Below are 19,444 nucleotides of genomic sequence, written 5' to 3' on the forward strand. Positions count from 1 at the left end.
CCGGCGGCTCACACCAACCAATGCACACGCCCGACGCTCGCTCAGCCCGTGGTGTCCACGAGCAGGAGCAAAAGCTTCCCGCCTGGCGCCGGGCGTTACCATTTTTTTGAGGCCAGATCCTTCAGCTCCACGTTGTCCAGCGTCGCCTCGGCCAAAAGCTTCTTCAGCTTCGCGTTCTCGTCCCCGAGCGCGCGTAGTCGCCGTGCCTTGGACACCTCCAGGCCGACATACTTCGACGTCCATTTGTTGAACATCGCCGAGCTGATCCCGTGTGGCGGCGGCACACGTCCGTCGTCGCCATCCGGGCCTCCTGCTACTTCAAGATCCCGATGATCTGTTCTTCGCTGAACCTGCTCCGCTTCATATCCGTCCGACTCCCTCGTGTCGGGCCCAACGCAAAATTGGTCACAATTCAGGGGAGCACGTCAGCCGGTGCGCCGACCTTTAGCCGAGATACCGGTGAGGAAGAACGCCGACCGCGCCCGCTTCGATCTCGAACAACGCGCCCGCAAGCGGATCATCCGAACGACCATCGGCGGCAGACGTCACGAACATCCGCGAAAGATCTGCACCCGCAAAGCAGACATTGGTGATCTGCGGCGTGGGAAGCGCGATTTCGCGGTCAAGCCGACCATCTGGGTTGAAGCGGGCGACTTTGGACCCATTGTAGAATGCAATCCACAGCCCGCCGTCACGGTCGCAGGTCATGCCGTCTGGCGCGCCCTTGCTGGTGTCGAACTGCAGGTGCGGTTTGCGCGGTCCGAGCGTGCCGTCCGCGTTGACGGCGAAGGTCCACACCTGCCCGATTCGGCTGTCGGTGTGATAGAGCACCGTGCCGTCCGGGCTGAACGCCGGGCCGTTGGCGATGGTGATGCCGTCATCATAACGGGTGATTTCCCCTGAGGGATCAAGGCAATAGAGCGCACCGCTTGCAGGCCAGTTGGTTGACGGTTGATCGGCGAACGGCATGGAACCTGCCCAGATCCGTCCACGAGCATCTGCCTTGGCATCGTTGAGGCGGTTGCCCGGTCGGTCGGGTTGCGGGTTGCCAATCAGCTCGAGCCGGAACGGTTCGAGATCGAGGCGATAGAAGCCCGATTGCAGGCCGACGACAAAGCCGCCCCTTGTGCGCTCGATGATCCAGCCGATCGCCTCGGGCATGTCCCAGTGGCTGATCTGCTCGTCCGCAAGGCTCATCCGCCACAGTTTGCGGCCAAGGATGTCGGTCCAGAACAATGCATTCTCGCGCGCGCTCCACAGGAGGCCTTCGCCGAGGACATCGCGAGTATCGCGCAGGATCGGGCGGACAGCTGTCATGGCTCAGTGACTGTCGCGCGGAAGGCCGCGGGTCTGGGCGATGCGCTGGTACTTGACCGCGGATTCAATGACGGCGCCGCCGGGGTACTGGCCGGTCATTTCGCGATGGAGTTCCTGCCAGGGCGTTTGCGCTGCAGGAACCTCGGTCTGGCCGGAGCCGCCAAGTGCTTCGCGGCGGCGCTGCAGCTCATCATCCGGCACCAGCATTTCTGCGGTGCGGCGCTTGAGATCGATGCGGATGCGATCGCCGGTCTGGAGCAGGGCAAGGCCGCCGCCCACCGCGGCTTCAGGCGCGGCGTTGAGGATTGACGGGCTTCCCGAAGTGCCAGACTGGCGGCCATCGCCGATGCAGGGGAGCGCGTCGATGCCGGCGCGGATCAGGGCCGCAGGTGCGCGCATGTTGACGACTTCGGCGCCGCCCGGATAGCCGATCGGGCCAACGCCGCGAATGACGAGCAGGCAGTGCTCATCAACGCCGAGTGCGGGATCGTCGATGCGTGCGTGGTAGTCCTCGGGGCCCTCGAACACGATGGCCCGGCCTTCGAAGGCATCGGGATCATCCGGGTTCGAGAGGTAGCGGGCACGAAACGCATCGGAGATCACGCTGGCCTTCATCACGGCGGATTCGAACAGGTTGCCGGTGAGCACGGTGAGCCCCGCGTTGGCAAGCATGGGTTCGGCCAGCGGCTTGATCACGCGGGCGTCTTCGATCTGCGCGTTGCCGTAGTTTTCGGCCACCGTGCGGCCGTTGCAGGTGAGGGCGCTGCCATCGAGCAGGCCGCCGCGCAGAAGTTCCCCGACAACGGCGGGCACACCGCCGGCGCGGTAGTAGTCTTCGCCGAGGTATTCGCCGGCAGGCTGGAGGTTCACCAGCAGCGGAATGCCGGCGCCGTGGTCCTGCCAGTCGTCGAGCGTGAGTTCGACGCCCATGTGCCGGGCGATGGCGTTGAGATGGATCGGCGCATTGGTCGAACCGCCGATCGCGCTGTTGACGCGGATGGCATTGAGGAAGGCGGCGCGAGTCATGATGTCCGACGGCTTGCGATCTGCGCGGACCATCTCGACGATGGCGAGCCCGCTTTCGTAGGCGGCTTGCTGGCGATCACGATAGGGCGCGGGGATCGCCGCCGAGCCGGGCAGTGACATGCCAAGGGCTTCGGCCAGTGAGTTCATCGTCGTCGCCGTGCCCATCGTGTTGCAATAGCCGGTCGAGGGGGCAGAGGAGGCGATGAGTTCAATAAAGCCGCGATAGTCGATTTCGCCGGCGGCGAGCATTTCGCGCGCTTTCCAGACGATGGTTCCCGAACCGGTGCGCTCGCCCTTGAACCAGCCGTTCAGCATCGGGCCGACCGAGAGTGCGATGGCGGGAATGTTCACAGTAGCGGCGGCCATCAGGCAGGCGGGCGTGGTCTTGTCGCAGCCGATGGTGAGCACCGTGCCGTCGATGGGGTAGCCGTAGAGCACTTCGACGAGGCTGAGGTAGGAGAGGTTGCGATCGAGCGCCGCTGTTGGCCGCTTGCCGGTTTCCTGGATCGGATGGATCGGAAATTCGATGGGGATGCCGCCAGCATCGCGGATGCCGTCACGTACGCGTTCGGCAAGGACGAGGTGATGGCGGTTGCAGGGAGCAAGATCGCTGCCGGTCTGCGCGATGCCGATGATCGGGCGATCCGATTGCAGTTCGGCGACCGAGAGGCCGAAATTGAGATAGCGTTCGAGATAGAGCGCGGTCATATCCGGGTTGCCGGGATTATCGAACCAGGCGCGCGACCGCAGGCGAGGGGGAAGGGACTCTTTGTTCTGTTCTGTCATGCGAATTCTACCCCAAGTCATCACGCGCACCGCGCAAGTTTCGGCAGGCCATCGATGGGCCTTCGCCGAGCTTGCGCCAGGAATGCCGCCTGCCGGCGACCCTGTTCGTTGTCCCACACCACACGGCTGCTACCGGTACCGGCAAGGGGCGGTCTGTTGCCGCCATCTGCCGGGATCGAGCCTCCACCGCTTCAGCCATGATGATGCATCATCATCGGCTGTGCGATAGCCAATTTTCGTCTTATAGCATATATATCTGATAAAATAATCCAGCCCGGAGTTCCCCAATGACCCAACCCCTCAAACTGGCGCTCGTCGGCATCGGCAAGATCGCGCGTGACCAGCATCTTCCGGCAATTGCCGCCGAGGCGGGCTTCGAGCTGGCGGCGGCGGTGAGCCGCAACGGACGCGTCGAGGGCGTGCCGAACTTTACCGATATCGCGGCGCTGATCGCAAGCGGGCTGGCCATCGATGCGGTGTCGCTTTGCACACCGCCGGTGGGGCGGCACAGAATCGCGGCGGAGGCTCTGGCGGCGGGTCTGCATGTCATGCTGGAAAAGCCGCCGGGTGCGACTTTGGCGGAAGTGCATCAGTTGCAAGCCCAAGCGGCCGGGGCTGGGCGGAGCCTGTTTGCCACCTGGCATTCGCGCCATGCCGATGGTGTGGCAACTGCGGCTGCGTGGCTGGCGGACAAGCAGATCACGCGGGCGAGCATCGTCTGGCGCGAGGATATTCGCGTGTGGCATCCGGGGCAGGAATGGATCCTGGAGGCGGGTGGGCTCGGTGTGTTCGATCCGGGGATCAATGCGCTGTCGATTGTAACGGCAATCCTGCCCGGCCCTCTGCGTCTGGACGGGGCGCGGCTCGTGTTTCCGGCGGGACGCGGGGCGCCGATCGCGGCGGCGCTGGACCTGGTGCATGATGACGCCGCACCGGTGCGTGCGGATTTCGATTTCCGGCAGACGGGCCCGCAGAGCTGGGACATTACCATCGAGACCGACGCTGGCACCCTGATGCTGACCGAAGGCGGGGCGCGGCTCTGGATCGACGGGGTGGAGCAGCCTGCGCAAGGGGTCGGTGAGTACCCTGCGCTTTACCGGCGCTTTGCGGAACTGGTTGCCGCCGGTGAGAGCGATTGCGATCTGCGTCCGCTGACACTGGTGGCCGATGCGTTCCTGCTCGGCGAACGGACCGAGACCGATCCGTTCGCCTTCTGAGCGGGTTCAGCCCGCGCGCCAGATGGAAAGGTCGCGCGGGGCCACGGTGCGGCTGCCGAGCAGGAAGACCGCATGGTCCGGCGCGGGGGCTTCGGCGGCTTCGGCGCCGTAGTTGATCGCGAACGTGAGATCGCCGCGGCGGCGGATGCGCAGAACGCCATCAAGCGGCGTGGTCGCGAGGCCTGCTTCGGTGGCCATTGCCTGCACGATGGCATCGAGCGCCGCGTCTTCGACGAGGGTGGCGAGGTAGTGAACCTTGCCGTGGCGGACCATGGCGGGGGCGCCGTCCTCGTAGCGGCCGATTACCTCGCAATCGCCGGTCTCGATCGTCTCGCGCCAAAGGCCGCTGGCGAAGGATGTGTTGCCAATGGTGATCGAGCCCGGGCAATCGGGACGCAGCGTTTCCACCGCCAGCACGCGGATGGGGACGAGTGGACGCAGACGGCCCGGCGCAAGGCCTTCGGGGATGGTGACGTCATGGGTCTTGGCGCCGGAGCGTGGGCCGATGAGCACATGGGCCTCGGCGGCCTGCAGGCGCGCAACGGCTTCGGCTGTCGGCAGGGCGAGCGCGGGGACGAGCACCAAGGCGTAGCCGGAAAGGTCCGCGCCCGGTGCAACGAAATCTACATCGAGGCCGAGGCGGCGGGCCGCGCCGTACCACGCGGTCAGGATCTTCTGATAGTCGTAGCCGCGGCCCTGCTGTTCGATCTGGCCGAGCCAATCGGATTCGTGATCGATGATGATGGCGACCGGCGCCTTGGTCGGGGCAGGCAGATCGATTGCGCCGAGTTCTGCGGCGAGCTGTTCGACTTCGGGCCATGCCTCGGCCTCGGTGCAATCGGGGCGCAGGAGCCCTGCGTGCATCTGTTCCTGCGCATAGGGCGCCTGCCGCCAACGGAAGAAGCTGACGACCGCCGCGCCGTGGGCGAAGGCTTCCCACGACCATAGCCGCACCATGCCGGGGGCGGGGCGGGGATTGTGATTGGCCCAGTTTACCGGGCCGGGCTGCTGCTCCATCACCCAGAAGGGGCGGCCCGTGAGGCTGCGCGTCTGATCGAACAGGATCGCCTGGAAATCGGGGTGGCCGGTGCGCATCAGCGGGGCAAAATCGGCCGCGGAGGACTTGGCGAGCGCAAGGTCGGCGCGGCCCAACGGGTAGTTGTCGTAGGCCGCGAAATCGAGATCGGCGGCGAGCGCATGGTTGTCCACGCCGGTTTCCGGCATCGGGATGAAGTTGTGCGTCACCCAGAGGCCCGGCGAATGGGCGCGGATGATCGCGATCATGTCTGCATGGAAGCGCACGACCATGTCGGACGAATAACGGCGCCAGGCCATGCGATGGGCGGGGCTGGTTTCGGTGACCGCGCCGACGGGCATCTCGATCTCGTCGAAGCTGCGGTATTCCATCGACCAGAAGACATTGCCCCAGGCCGCGTTGAGCGCGGCGATATCGCCATACTGTTCGCGGCACCAGGTGCGGAAGCCCGCGAGCGCGGCAGGCGAGGCGCTGATTGCGGTGTTGTGGCAGCACAGTTCGTTATCGGTCTGCCAGCCGGCAACATGGGGATTTTCCCCATAGCGCTCGGCCACGGCGGTGCTGATGCGCATCGCTTCACGGTGCCAGATGGGGCTGGAGAAATCGGTGTGGCGGCGCGAGCCGAAGCCTCGTGTGCGGCCGGTTTCCGGATCGACGGGGAGGATCTCGGGATACTTGTCGATCAGCCATTTGGGCGGGGTGGCTGTCGGCGTGCACATGACGACCTTGAGGCCAGCATTGCCCAGCGTTTCGATGGCCCGGTCCAGCCAGTCCCATTCGAAGCGGCCGGGATCGGGCTCGATTCGGCTCCACGCGAACTCGGCAATGCGCACGTAGGTGAGGCCGAGCGCCGCCATCCGCTTTGCGTCCTCTTCCCACCACGCTTCGGGCCAGTGTTCGGGATAGTAGCAGACGCCAAGCATAGGGGGCCGATCCTTCGATATCTTCAGAGCTTCAGAAATGGGTTGCAGGCCAGCGCTGGTCAGCGGTAACCCGGCAAAGTCATTTATCATACAAATGCCGTTTGGCTACCGAAAGCTCTCCATGACTGCATCCTTTTCCGCCGCTTATCGCCTCGACGGGGCGAACGTCACGCTGGTCGTGGAGGTGATCGCGGGTGCGCCGGCGGTGCGCTATTGGGGGCCGCGGCTGCCGGATGATCTGGCGCTGGAGGAGCTTTCTGCCCTGGCGGCGCGGGCGGAGGCCAATGCTTCGCCCGCCATCGAAGCGCCGCTCGCGCTGACGCCGCAGGCGGGGCAGGGCTTTCCCGGCAGACCCGGCCTTGCCGCGCATCGCGGCGGGCTGAACTGGGCGAGCTCTGCCGTGCTGGCCGATGTGGAGCAAAGCGCGAACCGCTTGGTCTTCACCAGCCAGGATGTGGCGCATGGCATCGAACTCGTCCACGAACTGCGGCTTCTGGATGATGTGCTGGCGGCGACAACCAAGCTGATCAATCGCGGTATCGCGGCGCTGCAGGTCGACCATCTAGCGGCGCCGGTTATCGCGCTGCCGGGGTTTGTGGGCGAGATCATCGGGTTCGAGGGGCGCTGGTCGAGCGAGTTCCAGCTGCAGCGGCACCAGCTTTCGATGGGCACCTGGCTGCGCGAGAACCGGCGCGGGCGCACCAGCCACGATGCCTTTCCAGGGCTGCTCGCCACCGAGCGCGATGCGAACGAGACGCGCGGGCTGGTCTATGGTTTTCATCTCGGGTGGAGCGGCAACCATCGGCTTGTCGTCGAGATGCTGGCAGATGGGCGGCGTTCGGTGGCGATGGAGGCGCTTTATCTACCCGGCGAGATCGTGCTGGGACCGGGTGAGGGACTGGAAACGCCGACGATCTACACGACCGTATCGGACGCCGGGCTGGGGGCGGTTTCGCGCCAGTTCCATGCATATCTGCGGGCCCGGCACGAGCATCGGCGCCTGCGCGCAAAGCCGCGACCGGTGCATTACAACAGCTGGGAAGCGGTCTATTTCGACCACGATACCGCGAAGCTGATGGCGCTGGCAGAGCGCGCGGCGGCAGTGGGGGTGGAGCGCTTCGTGCTGGATGACGGCTGGTTCGGCAGCCGCCGCAGCGACCGCGCCGGGCTGGGGGACTGGCAGGTGAGCCGTGACGTCTATCCGCAAGGGCTGGGACCGCTGATCGAGAAAGTCCGCTCGCTCGGCATGGAATTCGGCCTGTGGGTCGAGCCTGAGATGGTCAATCCGGACAGCGACCTGTTCCGCGCGCATCCCGAATGGGTGCTGGGGACGCCGCCTGCGCCGCAGATCCCGTTCCGCCATCAGCTGGTGCTCGATTTCGGGCGGGCGGAAGTGCGCGAGCGGATGTTTCGCGACGTGGCGGTGCTGCTGGAGGAATACCCGATTGCCTACCTCAAGTGGGATATGAACCGCGATCTCAGCCAGCCGGGCGGAGCGGACGGGCGCCCGGGGGCTACGGCGCATGTCGAAGGGCTCTATGCGGTGCTCGACCGGCTGCGGGCGGAGTTCCCTGCGGTCGAGATCGAGAGCTGCGCATCAGGCGGCGGGCGCGCGGACTTTGGTGTGCTGGCGCGAACCGACCGGGTGTGGACGAGCGATTCCAACGATGCGCTCGACCGGCTTTCGATCCAGCGCGGGTTTTCGCATTTCTTCCCGGCCGAGCTGATGGGCGCGCATGTTGGGCCGACGCGCTGCCACATCACTGGGCGTCGGCTTTCGATGCCGCTGCGGGTGGCAACCGCGCTGTTTGGCCATATGGGCATCGAGGCGGACCTTGGCGAACTCGATGCGCAGGAGACTGCCGATCTTGCCGCCGGGGTGGCGCTGCACAAGGCGCACCGCGCGCTGATCCATTCCGGCGCGCTATACAGGATTGATGCTGCGGAAGGCGTGAATGCCTTTGCAATCGTGGCTGAGGACGGCAGCGAGGCGCTCGTTTCCTACACCATGGTGGAGGAGCAGCGCGGCTACTTCGCCGAGCCGCTGCGGCTGGCGGGGCTTGATCCGGCAGCGGACTATGAACTGAAACTCGTGTGGCCGCCGCGCCTCAAGGCGGAATGGCCGCTGAAGGACGGCGGGCGGTTTCGCGGCGCGGCGCTGATGCGGGCCGGATTCCAGCCGCCGCGCCTTCATCCGGGCACGGCGCTGATCCTGCACTTGAAACGCTAGAGCGCCCGGTACGCCGCGATAAAGGCGGCGGCGCGTTCGGCCAGGTCCTCGGGGGTGACGCCGGGGCTGTAGAGCGCGGAGCCGATGCCGAAGCCGGCTGCCCCGGCAGCATGCCAGGGGAAGAGGTTCGTCGGCGAAATCCCGCCTACCGGGAGAACGGCCGTGCCAGCGGGCAGCACGGTGCGGATCGCCTTGAGCACGGCGGGGCTGGCGGCTTCGGCGGGGAACAGCTTGAGCGCGCGCGCGCCGGCTTCGAGCGCGGCGAAGGCTTCGCTCGGCGTCTGGAAGCCGGGCACGGGGATCAGCCCGCGCGCGGCGGCGGCGGAAATGACGGAAGTATTGGTGTTGGGCGAGACGATCAGTGTGCCGCCCGCATCCGCCACGGCCTCGACCGCAGCGACATCGAGCACCGTCCCGGCGCCGACCAGCGCGCGGCCTGCAAGGCGCTGTGCCAGCCGCGCAATGCTTTCGAGCGGGCGCGGGGAATTGAGCGGCACTTCGATCAGCGTGAAGCCCGCGTCGACCAGCACGTCGCCGACGTCATCTGCCGTTTCGGGGGTGAGCCCACGCAGAATGGCGACAAGCGGCATCGCGGCGAAAGCAGAATCGAAGGATTGGGCAGTGGTCATTGCATCAGGCTCCAGATCTGGGTGATCCCGGCGAGGAAGGCGGCGTGGCTATCGACCAGCCGGGCCTTGCAGCCGAGTTCATCGAGCGCGGCGAGGTAGAGGTCACCCAGTGCGGGGGAGGCGAGGACGTCCACCCCGTCGGCACGGGCGGGGGCGAAATCGCTGGCGAGACGGGCGTCGCAATCGCTGCCGATGAGCAAACCGCTGACATACGAGGCCTGATCCGCGCGGGCGCGCTTGCCGAGCACCATGGCGGCGCGGGCGCCGAACAGGCGGGCAAGGAGATCGCCGCCGCGTGCTGCCTGCACGCCTTCGCGGAATGCGGCGCCATCGCGCACTTCGCCGTCGAGCCCATCGGCGAGCAGACCGCCACGGCCAAGCTGGGCGAAGATCTCGCCGGTCATCGCGGTGGTGAAATCGACCAGATGGCCGCCTTTGAGCCGGGCCCATTTGGCGTGGGTACCCGGCTGGCACAGCCAGGCATCGGGAGCGACGAGACCGGCGGCGGCGGCACCGAGGAGTTGGACCTCCTCCCCGCGCATGATGTCGGCCCGTCCACCACCATCGGCGCCGCGCGAGACGCCGGGGACAATGGCGGTGCGGCCGGGTTCCACCCAGTGAACTCTGCCCGCAATTTCCGCGAGGCTGGCGGGCGCGGCGACGTAACCTGCGTCGATCCAGCCGCGATTTGAGCCGACCATCCCCGCGCAGAGCATCGGCAAATCACCCCAGCGCGCGCGCATGGCGGCGGCCTCGGCGGCAAAGCCGCTGCCGCCCATTGCGAGGATTCCTCGGTCATCCTGCGCCGTTTCCAAGGCGGTTCCATCCGCCGCGAGCACGAAGACGCGGCGATTGGTAGAGCCCCAATCGACCGCAAGGGTGGCAGCCTGCAAGGTCCGTTCCGGTTCCATGTTCATCTAATTATCATATCTATCTGACTTTGGTATCAGGAGGAATTGAATTATGCGCTCCAGTTGCGTAATCCTTACCCCGCTTGGTGAACAGGAAAGTCAGCGCCATCACGACCGACACCTTCCCCTCTGAAATGCGCACCAGCCTTGGCCGGAACCTGACGTACGGCATGCTCGATGTGATCGGCCGCGCCATCGTCATCGGCGAGTACGACAATGTCGCGTTTCCGACCGAAGCCGAACTGGCCCGCAAGCACGGTGTAAGCCGCGCGGTGACGCGCGAAGCGGTCAAGATGCTGACGGCCAAGGGCCTGCTCAGCGCCCGGCCGCGACAGGGGACGATTGTCCAGCCGCAGTCCTCGTGGAACCTGTTTGACAGCGATGTTCTGCACTGGCTGCTGGAGCGCAAGTTCTCGGTCGAGCTGCTGCGCCATTTCAACCAGCTGCGCGTGGCGATCGAGCCTGAGGCAGCGGCGCTGGCGGCGATGCAGGCGACCGATGCGGAGCGCGCGGCAATCGGGGCGGGGCTTGCCCGGATGGTCGCGGCGGAAGCCGGAGCTGACAACACGCTGGCCGCCGACATCGCCTTTCACGTTGCGGTGCTCGAAGGTTCGCGCAACCCGTTCTACAAGCAATTCCGTGATATGGTGGCGAGCGCGCTGGCCACGTCGATCCACTTCACCAACCGGATCAAGGGCCGTTCGGCCAGCATCGAGGATCACCGCGCGGTCTATGATGCGATCCTCAAGCGCGACAGCGATGGCGCGCGCTGCGCCATGCGCCGGCTGATCGGCGATGTGCTCATCCTGATCGGCGAGGCCGAAGTCACCGCCAAATCCTGAGCGGCGTGCCGCGCCGGATCAGATGTAGGTAGCGTCCGGCGCCCCCGCCTTGTTGCGCTGCCAGAACCGGACGAGGCTTGCCCGGTTGCCGAAGACGAACCGGTTCACCGCCAGCGAGAACGCGATCGAGGACCACAGCGTCACGAACATCAGGTGGATGTAGTGCAGGCCGAACGGCGCGTGAACGAACGTGAAGTACGCATAGAGCGCAATGCCGAACAGGACCGCGCCGATGGCCGCGCGGGCATCGACATCGCGGAACAGCAGGCCGACGATGAAGGCCGAGAGGATCGGCATCGAGAACAGGCCGTTCAGTTGCTGCAAGAGGTTAATGATGCTGACGGCGTTCGCGTAGACCGGGATCAGCACCACCGCGATCAGGATCATGACCGCTGAAGCCGCAATGTTGAGCGTGCGCACGCTGGCCTTCGGGTTCACATACTTCTGGTGGATGTCGCAGATGTAGAGCGCGGCCGAGGAATTGAGGATCGCCACGAAGTGGGTGGCGACACTGGTGACGAGGATCGCGGCGAAAGTGCCCGCGAGCCAGCCCGGAAGAATATTGCCGACGAGCTTGCCGAAGGCGGCATCGTGGACATTGCCGTAGAGTTTGTAGGCGACGATGCCGGGCAGCACGACGATAGCCGGCACGATCATCAGCCGGATCGCTGCGGCGGCCAGCACGCCCTTCTGCGCCTCGCGCACCGAAGGGGAGGCCATGGCGCGCTGGGTGATCGCCTGGTTGGTCGACCAGTAAAAGATCTGGATGAACAGCATGCCGGTCAGCAGTGTGTGCCAGGGAATGGGCGAATTGCTATCGCCGATGAGGGTCAGTCGCTCCGCCGGAATGCCGGAGAAATCGAAACCGATGGCCTGCAATGACAGGAACACGAGCAGCAGGCAGATAAACAGCAGGCTTGCCCCGCTGAAGGTTTCGGAAATGGCGACGGCGCGCAGGCCGCCGAGCACGCCGTAGCCTGCGCCAAGCGCCGCGATGCAGAAGCCGACCATGACCAGCGGCAAATCGATCCCGAACACGCTGCGCAGGAACAGCGCGCCGGTGTAGAGCGCCGATGGCATCGAGATGAACAGGTTGCCGAAGAGGAACAGCGTCGAGATCATCGTGCGGATGCGATCGTCGTTGTAGCGCCGCTCGAGCAGTTCGGTCGTCGTGACGCACTGGTAGCGGTAGTAGATCGGTACGAACACGAAGGCGAGGATAAGCAAGCCTAACACGGCCGCGAGCTCCCACCAGGCGAGGAGCAGCATCTGGTTGCCGTTGGCGCCGACGAGTTGCTCCGTGCCGAGATTGGTGATCGTGATCGAACCGGCGACATAAACCCAGGTGAGGCTGCCGCCGGCAAGGAAGAACTCGCGGTCCTCGTTGTCGCTATGGGCATGGCCGATGCGGGTGCGCCACCAGGTGAGGCTGCCAACGAGCACGATGACCAGCGCAAACGCGAGCAGCTGCGCGCTGCTGCCGATGGAAACCGGCACGACCGGGGCGGCGGCGCTCATGCCCGGTGCTCCGGATGTGCGCCGCAAGGCACCAGCGCCAATGCATTGAAGGTCGCTACGGGTGATCGTCCTGCCATGGCATCTCTCGCTGTGCGGCTGGTCTCATGACCAATTGTCGCATTTATAATATCACAAGCTGCTACGCGCACGACGCGGCAAGAGCAAGTGCGTGTGTGGCAGGTGGCCGCATCACAGATGGAGTTGCACCGCGCTGCGCGTGATCAGGCGCTCGCCCCGAGCATTGTGCAGCTGTTCAAGCCGGCCGAGCTGGCCGAGGCTGTGCATGACGGCGTAGATCGCGCCGAGGTGACCATCGCGGTGGAGCGCCAGCAGCGCCGCGCCATCCAGCGTTTCCAGCGCGAGCGGATCGATGGTGTAGGCACCGGCGATGTCCTGCTGGTGCTGGTCCGCGTGGTGGAGCGTGATGGTCATCGGGGTGATCAGGCGCGCCGCGGTGATGGCATTGACGAACCGCGCAGTTGCCTCGGCATCGGCCAGCATGTCGTCCAGCAGCTTGCGGCGGCTGGTGAGAAAGCCGGTTTCCGTGCCATCCGCATCGAACAGGGCATGGCCCGGTGCGCGGCCGACGAGGCTGCTGGCTTCGTCAAGGCAAACCGCCAGCGCGCCGCCGTCCGTTGCGCCGAGGTAGAACGGCAGGCGCAGGACGTTGAGCGGCAGGTAGGTCGCCGCCCAGTTCTCGCCGATCACGAAGAGATTGCGGTTCGCCTCGAAGCCCAGCAGAGCGACGAGCCGGAAGCCGCCGGTGGTGCCGTCCTTGATCAGCACGACCGGATAGTCGCAGACCGCGAGCGGGATCTCGCTGAAACCGAGGGGGACATGGCCGAGCCCTGCGGCGGCCGCAAGATCGGTACCGGTGCCGATGGTGAGCTGGCCGTGGCGCTCGGGGCGCACGGCGGCGAGGCTGGCCTGGCCGCTCATACCGCCTGGAACCCGTGGACGCGCACCGCATCGAGCAGCGCGCGGTGCGAGGGCAGTGCGGCGAGCGCCTGTTCCTGCTGGCGCTGGGTCGCCATGAAGCAGCGCTGGGCGAGTGCAGCTTCGGCGGTAACCTGGCTGCCTTCGGCGAGATTACATTCGAAGCCCATGCCGTGCAGCACGTACTGGTAGCTCGGCCACGAGAACACTTCGGGCTGGTGCGGGAAATCCTGCGGGCCGGGCGGCAGGTGCCGCCAGAGTTCAAGCTGTTCGCGCAGCCGTTCGGGTACTGTGGCCGGATCGCGATTGTCTCGCCAGAAGGCGGTGTCCTCGCGCTTTGTCAGCACATAGTGCAGCTTGAGGAAATCGATGATCCGCGCCCAGTGATGCTCGAACGCGGCGTTGAACTGGCGGGCCAGCGGGGCCATCACCGCGCGGCTCTGTGGCAGGCGATCGACGATGAAATCGACCGCGGTCTCGATCAGCATCAGCGCCGAGGCTTCGAGCGGTTCGAGGAAGCCGTTGGCAAGGCCGACCGCGACGCAGTTCTTTTCCCAGAAGCGCTGGCGGTGGCCCGACTTGATCGGGATGCGCCGCGTATTGAGGCCATCGGCGATGGGGCCGAGATAGGCGCGAAGGGTGGCTTCGGCCTCGTCATGGCTGGTGTGGCGGCTGGAGTAGACATAGCCGGTGCCGCGCCGGGTGGGCAGACCGATGTCCCAGATCCAGCCGGCGGCCTGCGCTGTCGAATTGGTCTGGCTGGCGACGGGATCGTCCTCGTGCTCGTAGGGCACCTGCAAGGCAACCGCGTGATCGGCGAGCAGCACATCGCCGCATTCGACGAAGGGCACGCCATAGGTCTGGCCGATCAGCAAGGCGGCGAAACCGGTGCAATCGACGAAGAAATCGCCCGCGATCAGGCCCGTCGCCTTGGCTTCTACGCCGGTGACGAAGCCGGCTTCGTCGAGTTTCACGCCGGTCACGTCATCAATGATGTGGCGCACGCCGAGTTTTTCGATGCAATGCTTCCTGAGCAGCGCGGCAAACTTCACCGCATCGAGGTGGTAGGCATAATTGGCGAGGCCGACATATTCGGCGGTGCTGATCGATTTGGGCGCAAGGCCCGCATCACACAATGCTGACTGGAAATCGACCGCATGGGCGAAATCGGTCCCCGCGCCGTCCTGCCGGCGCAGCCAGTGGGCCGAAAGATTGATCTGCGTGGCGGCCTGCGGCGGATTGAGCGGGTGATAATAGCTGTCACCCGGCTCCCCCGTGACCCAGCCGGTGAAGCGCGCGCCCTGCTTGAAAGCGGCGTCGCACGAGCGGAAGAATTCGGTCTCCGAAATGCCGATCTTGCGCAACGTATTGCGCATGGTGGGCCAGGTGCCTTCACCCACGCCGATCGTGCCGATGGTGACGGATTCGATGAGGGTGACCTCGACCCCGTTTTCGCCTCCCGGGCGGTGTGCTGCGGCAATGCGGGCAGCAGCGATCCAGCCGGCCGAGCCGCCGCCCACGATCACCACTTGCCGAACCCTGTCGTTCATGTCCTGCTCCCTGCGCCCTTATTGCCGCTGCCTTGCTGGGCTTGGCAAGGCTTGTCCAAAGGGCACTCGCCGCGCCGCCGGGTGCAGCAATTTCGCACCAGTCGAGCATCAATGCGACGGCCCAAAAAACTTTCATTTGATTTATCTGATAAAACATATCAGTCAAACCCCCAACGGCGCGGGCAGCCCGCGTCGAAGCACTTGGCACGTCTGACCGGACACGGTTGACGGCAACAAGGGGAGAGCCAGATTATGTTAGAATTCAATAGTTTATCTTCTATGGCGCGTATGCGTGCGCAAGCTCTTGCCTGCTGCAGCGCGCTGGCGATCGTCGGCGGCGCAGCCCCCGCTTTCGCGCAGGAAACGCCCGCCGGCGCGTCTTCGGAGCCCGAAGCGATCATCGTAACCGGCATCCGTAGCAGCTTGCGCAGCGCCGCGAGCATCAAGAAGAACTCGCTCAGCATCGTCGATGCGATCAGCTCGGAAGACCTCGGCAAGTTCCCCGATACCAACGTGGCGGAATCGCTGCAGCGCATTCCCGGCGTGGCGATCGACCGCAGCAACGGTGAAGGCCGCTTCGTCACGGTTCGCGGTTTCGGCCCGGCGTTCAACACGGTGCTGGTCAACGGCCGCACCTTCGCCAGCGACAACCAGGGCCGCGAGTTCAGCTTCGACCTGCTCGCAGCCGAACTGATCAGCGGCGCCGAAGTCTACAAGAGCTCGCAGGCGCGGCTGCAGGATGGCGGCATCGGCGCGACGCTCAACGTCAAGACGCCGCGCCCGCTCGATCTGGGCGGCTTCAAGGCGGTCGTTTCGGCCAAGGGCCAGTACGAGCGCAACAGCGACAAGGTGACGCCGCAGGCATTCGGCCTGATCAGCGACACGTTCGCTGATGGCAAGCTGGGCCTGCTGGCTTCGGTTTCGTACCAGAAGCGCGATGCGCAGACCCGCTACACGCAGAACCGCGGCTATATTCCCGGCACCACGGTCGGCCCGGCTGCGAACCCGCTGTTCACCAACGTTTTCGCGCCGCGTAACCAGGACGTGGGCCAGGACGACCAGTCGCGCGAGCGCATCGGGTTCACCGCCACCGGCCAGTACCGCCCGAACGACCAGCTGACCTTCACGGTCGACGGCCTCTACAACCAGTTCAACGTCGATTCGCGCGTCCAGGCGCTCGGCAGCTGGTTCGAGCCTTCGAGCTACACGGCAGCGGCCATCGATTCGAACCGCACGATCACCTCGCTGACGACGAACGGCAACGCCGACCTTATCCAGACGTCGAACAACCGCTTCGTGAAGACCTACGCGCTGGGCGGCAATGTCGAATGGAAGCCCAACAGCCAGTTGACCGTGAAGGCCGACGTTTCATGGTCGCGCGCCAAGGATTCGGCCGGCGGACGCAACTACTTCACCGTGATCGGCGTCCCCAGCATCTACAGCTTCAAGGAGGCGACCGGCAACGGCTTCCCCTCGACGGTGGGCTATACGGCAGACCTGACCAACGCGGCGCTGGGCCGTTCGCACATCGCGCTGCGCCAGGGCAACACCGAGGCCGAGCGCGTGATCGAGTACAAGCTCGATACCGAGTGGAAGTCTGACGGCGGCGTGGTCGATGCAGTCCGCTTCGGCCTCGTCAACACCAACCGCAGCAAGAACAGCCAGTCGATCGCGAGCGATCCCAACACGCTGTGCCTCTATTGCGGCTACAACGAGCCCGCTTCGGCTGCGCTTCTCAGCCCGCTCACGCTGCGCGCGCCGGGCGGATCGGGCAGCGTGCCGACGAAGATCCTCGGTTATGATGCCAACGCCTACTTCAAGTTCCTCGAAAGCCCCGCGCAGGCCGCAGAACGCGATCAGCGACGCGGACTTGCTCCCGGAACCACAGCTGCGCAGCTGGCGGCGACCAACGGCTTTGCCGCTGCGGTCCAGCCGAACTCGTTCGCGGTTTCGGAGAAGGTCTTCGCCGGCTACCTCGAGACCGATCTCAAGGGCGACCTCGGCGCGCTGCCGTGGGTGGTCAACATCGGTGCGCGCTATGTGCACACCGAGCTGATCGCGAGCGGCCGCCAGCTGGCGCTGACCGACCTGCTTTCGGTGCCGAACGATCCGACGATCTACCAGGCCGTGTTCGCCAACGGCGGGGCGCCTGTCGCGACAGCGAAGCGGTCGAGCTACGACTACTTCCTGCCGAACATCAACGTGAAGGTGAACCTGTCGGACAAGGTGATCGCGCGCTTCTCCGCGTCGCGCACGCTGACCCGCCCGCAGATCCGCGACCTCGCGCCGCGCACCAACTTCGACGTGACGCGTCCGGCCAGCCTCGATGCCAGCGGCGGCAATCCCGACCTCAAGCCCTACACGTCGAACAACTTCGACATCTCGTTGGAGTGGTACCCGACGTCGACCACGACGCTTTCGGTGGCCGGCTACTACAAGAGCATCGATGACTTCATCGTGCAGACCCGGTCGGCTGAGAACTTCGCCATCGCCAATGCCAGCAATCTGCCGGTGGGCGGCGGGATTACCGGCCCGAACACCGCGACGTTCAACGTGCGCCGTCCGCGCAACGCCGAGAACGCAACGGTTCGCGGTATCGAGCTGAACGTCGTTCACACGTTCGACTACCTGCCTGCGCCGCTTGACGGCCTCGGCTTGTCGGCCAACGCAACGTTCGTGGACAGCAGCGCTGCCTTCGATGTGACCAGCACGACGACCTCGTTCGCGCTGGAAGGCCTCGGCAACAGCTACAACTTGACCGGTTTCTACGAGAAGGACGGTTTTGCTGCCCGCGTTGCCTACAATCGTCGCGGCCGGTTCCTTGAGTATCTGGTGACGCCCGGCCAGGGCGGTGACCCGGTGTTCCGCCGTCCGTTCAGCCAGGTCGACGTGCGCGTGAGCTATGACATCAAGAAGTTCGCGCAGATCTTTGCGGAGGGGACGAACGTCACCAATGCGAAGAACATCACCACTGGCCGCTTCAACAATCAGGTGCTCGACTATGTCGATACCGGTGCGCGCTATGCCGCCGGCGTCCGCCTGAACTTCTGATCGTCCACCCCCTCCGGACGTGAAGGCGCGCCCATGCAGATTCCTGCGTGGGCGCGTTTTCGTTTGGGGCCATCATTCCTGCCATGAAGAATCGGATATGCGCGCGATGAAGAAACTCCGCCGCTTGCTTGCATCTGGCCTGCTGCTGGCCACGGCGGCCCAGCCTGCCGTTCATGCGCAATCGCTGCCTTTGGTCCCGCCGACGCGGCAGGCCTATGCGGTGCCGCCGCCCGATGCACCGGAACTTGCGGCGCTGGGTACTTTTGCGATCGGCACGCAAAGCATTGCCGTGCAAGCGCCGGACAGCGTGGTGCTTTCGGCCACTGGCCTTGTCCGCGCAACGCGCACGATCAAGGCGCGGATCTGGTATCCCGCCGAGGTGGCCGCGGGCACCGCGCGCACGTCGTTCGCGCATGTGCTGCCAAAGCCCGATGGTACTGGCGGTCCGTTCAGCATTCCCAGCCTGGCAGCGGATGTTGCGGCACCGATCAAGGGCCAGCGCTTTCCGCTGGTGGTGGTCTCGCACGGCTACAACGGCTGGGACACGTTCATGACCTGGCTCACCGAAAACCTTGCCACCAAAGGCTATATCGTCGTCGCGATCGATCATGCCGATCAGCGGGTGGTGAACCCGGCCGAGTTCCCGGTCTCGTTCGGCAATGTGCTGGTCCACCGCGCGCGGGATATCCGCTTCGTGATCGAAGACCTGACGCGGCGCGCCAGCAAGCCGGGCGATGCGCTGGGGCAGGCCATCGATGCGGGGCAAATCGGCCTCGTCGGCTATTCGATGGGCGGGTTCGGCGTGCTCGGCGCTGCCGGGCTTGATTATGCGCCGACCAGCCCGGTGCTCGCCCAGTTGCCGCCACCCGCGCGGGACCAACTGCTGGAAAGCCAGACGGCGGGCAAACCGCTCGCCGCGCGGATCAAAGCCGTGGTGGCGCTCGCCCCGTTCGGCGGGAGCCCCGCAGTGCGGGTGTGGTCAGAGGCCGCGCTCGCAGCCTTTGCAAAGCCGGTGCTGATGATCGACGGCGATCATGACGACATCGTCGATGCGGCGAATGGCGTCAGCTGGATATTCGACCACATGGCGAGCAACCAGCGCCATTTCCTGCTCTACCAGAACGCCCGGCACAACGTGGGCGGCAATCCGCCTCCGCCTGAGGCCGATGCGGATTTCTCGACCCGCGAATACTTCGCCGAGCCGGTGTGGCGCACCGAGCGGATCAACGCGATCAACCAGCACTTCATCACCGCTTTCCTTGATTTGCACCTCAAGGGAGATGCCGCCAAGCAAGCCTATCTCGACGTGACGCCGCCGCTCGCCGGCGATGCGCAATGGCCGCTGGCACCGTTCCAGAACGTGGGCGGCCAGCCCGCATCGGCGGACCAGCCGGGCTTCTGGCGCGGCTTTCAGCGGCGCTGGGCGCTGGGGCTGGAAATGCGGCAGGGCAAGCCTGCCGCGCGCTGACAGG

At 65.5% G+C, this 19,444-nt stretch carries 13 protein-coding genes and 1 pseudogene (1 of these 14 running past the window's edge); 5 read left to right on the forward strand and 9 right to left on the reverse strand.

Translation table 11 applies throughout. The annotated features are described in order from the left end of the window. From ACO06X_RS17070 to ACO06X_RS17080, 3 genes and pseudogenes are all read right to left on the reverse strand, one after another. Positions 1-364: pseudogene (locus ACO06X_RS17070) on the reverse strand (transposase); its annotated part reaches 532 nt to the left of the window's first position; the annotation flags it as partial. An 80-nt stretch (positions 365-444) separates the two neighbouring features. Beyond that, positions 445-1,317: an SMP-30/gluconolactonase/LRE family protein gene (locus ACO06X_RS17075; RefSeq protein WP_421837388.1), complete on the reverse strand. Its 873-nt coding sequence runs from the start codon at positions 1,315-1,317 to the stop codon at positions 445-447. Positions 1,318-1,320: 3 nt separating this feature from the next. Next, positions 1,321-3,129, reverse strand: a complete 1,809-nt coding sequence (locus ACO06X_RS17080) for an IlvD/Edd family dehydratase (RefSeq protein ID WP_421837389.1) — start codon at positions 3,127-3,129, stop codon at positions 1,321-1,323. A gap of 287 nt (positions 3,130-3,416) precedes the next feature. Here ACO06X_RS17080 and ACO06X_RS17085 point away from each other — a divergent pair, with 287 nt between their 5' ends. After that, on the forward strand, positions 3,417-4,346 hold the full coding sequence (locus tag ACO06X_RS17085) for a Gfo/Idh/MocA family protein (RefSeq protein ID WP_421837390.1): 930 nt from the start codon (positions 3,417-3,419) through the stop codon (positions 4,344-4,346). A gap of 6 nt (positions 4,347-4,352) precedes the next feature. Here the strand turns inward: ACO06X_RS17085 and ACO06X_RS17090 are convergent, their stop codons facing one another. After that, complete coding sequence (locus ACO06X_RS17090; RefSeq protein WP_421837391.1) at positions 4,353-6,305, reverse strand: beta-galactosidase; 1,953 nt, start codon at positions 6,303-6,305, stop codon at positions 4,353-4,355. A gap of 121 nt (positions 6,306-6,426) precedes the next feature. Here ACO06X_RS17090 and ACO06X_RS17095 point away from each other — a divergent pair, with 121 nt between their 5' ends. Then, positions 6,427-8,535: an alpha-galactosidase gene (locus ACO06X_RS17095; RefSeq protein ID WP_421837392.1), complete on the forward strand. Its 2,109-nt coding sequence runs from the start codon at positions 6,427-6,429 to the stop codon at positions 8,533-8,535. On the opposite strand, the gene ACO06X_RS17100 is transcribed toward ACO06X_RS17095, so the two are convergent. Then, positions 8,532-9,164, reverse strand: coding sequence for a 2-dehydro-3-deoxy-6-phosphogalactonate aldolase (locus ACO06X_RS17100; protein WP_421837393.1), 633 nt, complete (start codon positions 9,162-9,164; stop codon positions 8,532-8,534). The genes ACO06X_RS17095 and ACO06X_RS17100 overlap by 4 nt on opposite strands. Further along, positions 9,161-10,081: a 2-dehydro-3-deoxygalactonokinase gene (locus ACO06X_RS17105; RefSeq protein WP_421837394.1), complete on the reverse strand. Its 921-nt coding sequence runs from the start codon at positions 10,079-10,081 to the stop codon at positions 9,161-9,163. Before ACO06X_RS17105 ends, ACO06X_RS17100 begins: the two co-directional genes overlap by 4 nt. Before the next feature lie 128 nt (positions 10,082-10,209). Between ACO06X_RS17105 and ACO06X_RS17110 the strand changes: the two genes are divergently transcribed. Continuing rightward, on the forward strand, positions 10,210-10,917 hold the full coding sequence (locus ACO06X_RS17110; RefSeq protein WP_298167042.1) for a FadR/GntR family transcriptional regulator: 708 nt from the start codon (positions 10,210-10,212) through the stop codon (positions 10,915-10,917). 18 nt (positions 10,918-10,935) lie between these two features. Here ACO06X_RS17110 and ACO06X_RS17115 read toward each other — a convergent pair whose 3' ends face one another. The 3 genes from ACO06X_RS17115 to ACO06X_RS17125 all read right to left on the reverse strand — a co-directional run bounded on the left by ACO06X_RS17115 (position 10,936) and on the right by ACO06X_RS17125 (position 14,921). Next, positions 10,936-12,435, reverse strand: coding sequence for an SLC5 family protein (locus ACO06X_RS17115; RefSeq protein ID WP_421837395.1), 1,500 nt, complete (start codon positions 12,433-12,435; stop codon positions 10,936-10,938). Positions 12,436-12,624: 189 nt separating this feature from the next. Then, the gene (locus ACO06X_RS17120) at positions 12,625-13,374 is read right to left on the reverse strand and encodes a SapC family protein (RefSeq protein WP_421837396.1); all 750 of its coding nucleotides are present in this window, start codon (positions 13,372-13,374) and stop codon (positions 12,625-12,627) included. Next, entirely contained in the window at positions 13,371-14,921 is a 1,551-nt protein-coding gene (locus tag ACO06X_RS17125) for a tryptophan halogenase family protein (protein ID WP_421837397.1), read from the reverse strand. The genes ACO06X_RS17120 and ACO06X_RS17125 overlap by 4 nt, the downstream gene beginning before the upstream one ends. Before the next feature lie 279 nt (positions 14,922-15,200). On the opposite strand from ACO06X_RS17125, the gene ACO06X_RS17130 reads away from it, so the two are divergent. Both ACO06X_RS17130 and ACO06X_RS17135 read left to right on the forward strand, forming a co-directional pair. After that, positions 15,201-17,972 (forward strand): TonB-dependent receptor, encoded by a 2,772-nt coding sequence (locus ACO06X_RS17130; RefSeq protein ID WP_421837398.1) that lies wholly within the window; start codon positions 15,201-15,203, stop codon positions 17,970-17,972. 106 nt (positions 17,973-18,078) lie between these two features. Beyond that, on the forward strand, positions 18,079-19,440 hold the full coding sequence (locus tag ACO06X_RS17135) for an alpha/beta hydrolase family protein (protein WP_421837399.1): 1,362 nt from the start codon (positions 18,079-18,081) through the stop codon (positions 19,438-19,440). The last annotated feature ends 4 nt before the right edge of the window (positions 19,441-19,444 follow it).

The organism is Novosphingobium sp., assembly GCF_965229225.1.
Classification (GTDB): domain Bacteria; phylum Pseudomonadota; class Alphaproteobacteria; order Sphingomonadales; family Sphingomonadaceae; genus Novosphingobium.

Bases quoted from the DNA above. Each gene is read 5' to 3' on its own strand.
- ACO06X_RS17100 (WP_421837393.1), bottom strand. From the start codon at position 9,164: ATGACCACTGCCCAATCCTTCGATTCTGCTTTCGCCGCGATGCCGCTT.
- ACO06X_RS17125 (WP_421837397.1), bottom strand. From the start codon at position 14,921: ATGAACGACAGGGTTCGGCAAGTGGTGATCGTGGGCGGCGGCTCGGCC.
- ACO06X_RS17075 (WP_421837388.1), bottom strand. From the start codon at position 1,317: ATGACAGCTGTCCGCCCGATCCTGCGCGATACTCGCGATGTCCTCGGC.
- ACO06X_RS17085 (WP_421837390.1), top strand. From the start codon at position 3,417: ATGACCCAACCCCTCAAACTGGCGCTCGTCGGCATCGGCAAGATCGCG.
- ACO06X_RS17130 (WP_421837398.1), top strand. From the start codon at position 15,201: ATGGCGCGTATGCGTGCGCAAGCTCTTGCCTGCTGCAGCGCGCTGGCG.
- ACO06X_RS17120 (WP_421837396.1), bottom strand. From the start codon at position 13,374: ATGAGCGGCCAGGCCAGCCTCGCCGCCGTGCGCCCCGAGCGCCACGGC.
- ACO06X_RS17110 (WP_298167042.1), top strand. From the start codon at position 10,210: ATGCGCACCAGCCTTGGCCGGAACCTGACGTACGGCATGCTCGATGTG.
- ACO06X_RS17135 (WP_421837399.1), top strand. From the start codon at position 18,079: ATGAAGAAACTCCGCCGCTTGCTTGCATCTGGCCTGCTGCTGGCCACG.
- ACO06X_RS17095 (WP_421837392.1), top strand. From the start codon at position 6,427: ATGACTGCATCCTTTTCCGCCGCTTATCGCCTCGACGGGGCGAACGTC.
- ACO06X_RS17115 (WP_421837395.1), bottom strand. From the start codon at position 12,435: ATGAGCGCCGCCGCCCCGGTCGTGCCGGTTTCCATCGGCAGCAGCGCG.
- ACO06X_RS17080 (WP_421837389.1), bottom strand. From the start codon at position 3,129: ATGACAGAACAGAACAAAGAGTCCCTTCCCCCTCGCCTGCGGTCGCGC.
- ACO06X_RS17090 (WP_421837391.1), bottom strand. From the start codon at position 6,305: ATGCTTGGCGTCTGCTACTATCCCGAACACTGGCCCGAAGCGTGGTGG.
- ACO06X_RS17105 (WP_421837394.1), bottom strand. From the start codon at position 10,081: ATGAACATGGAACCGGAACGGACCTTGCAGGCTGCCACCCTTGCGGTC.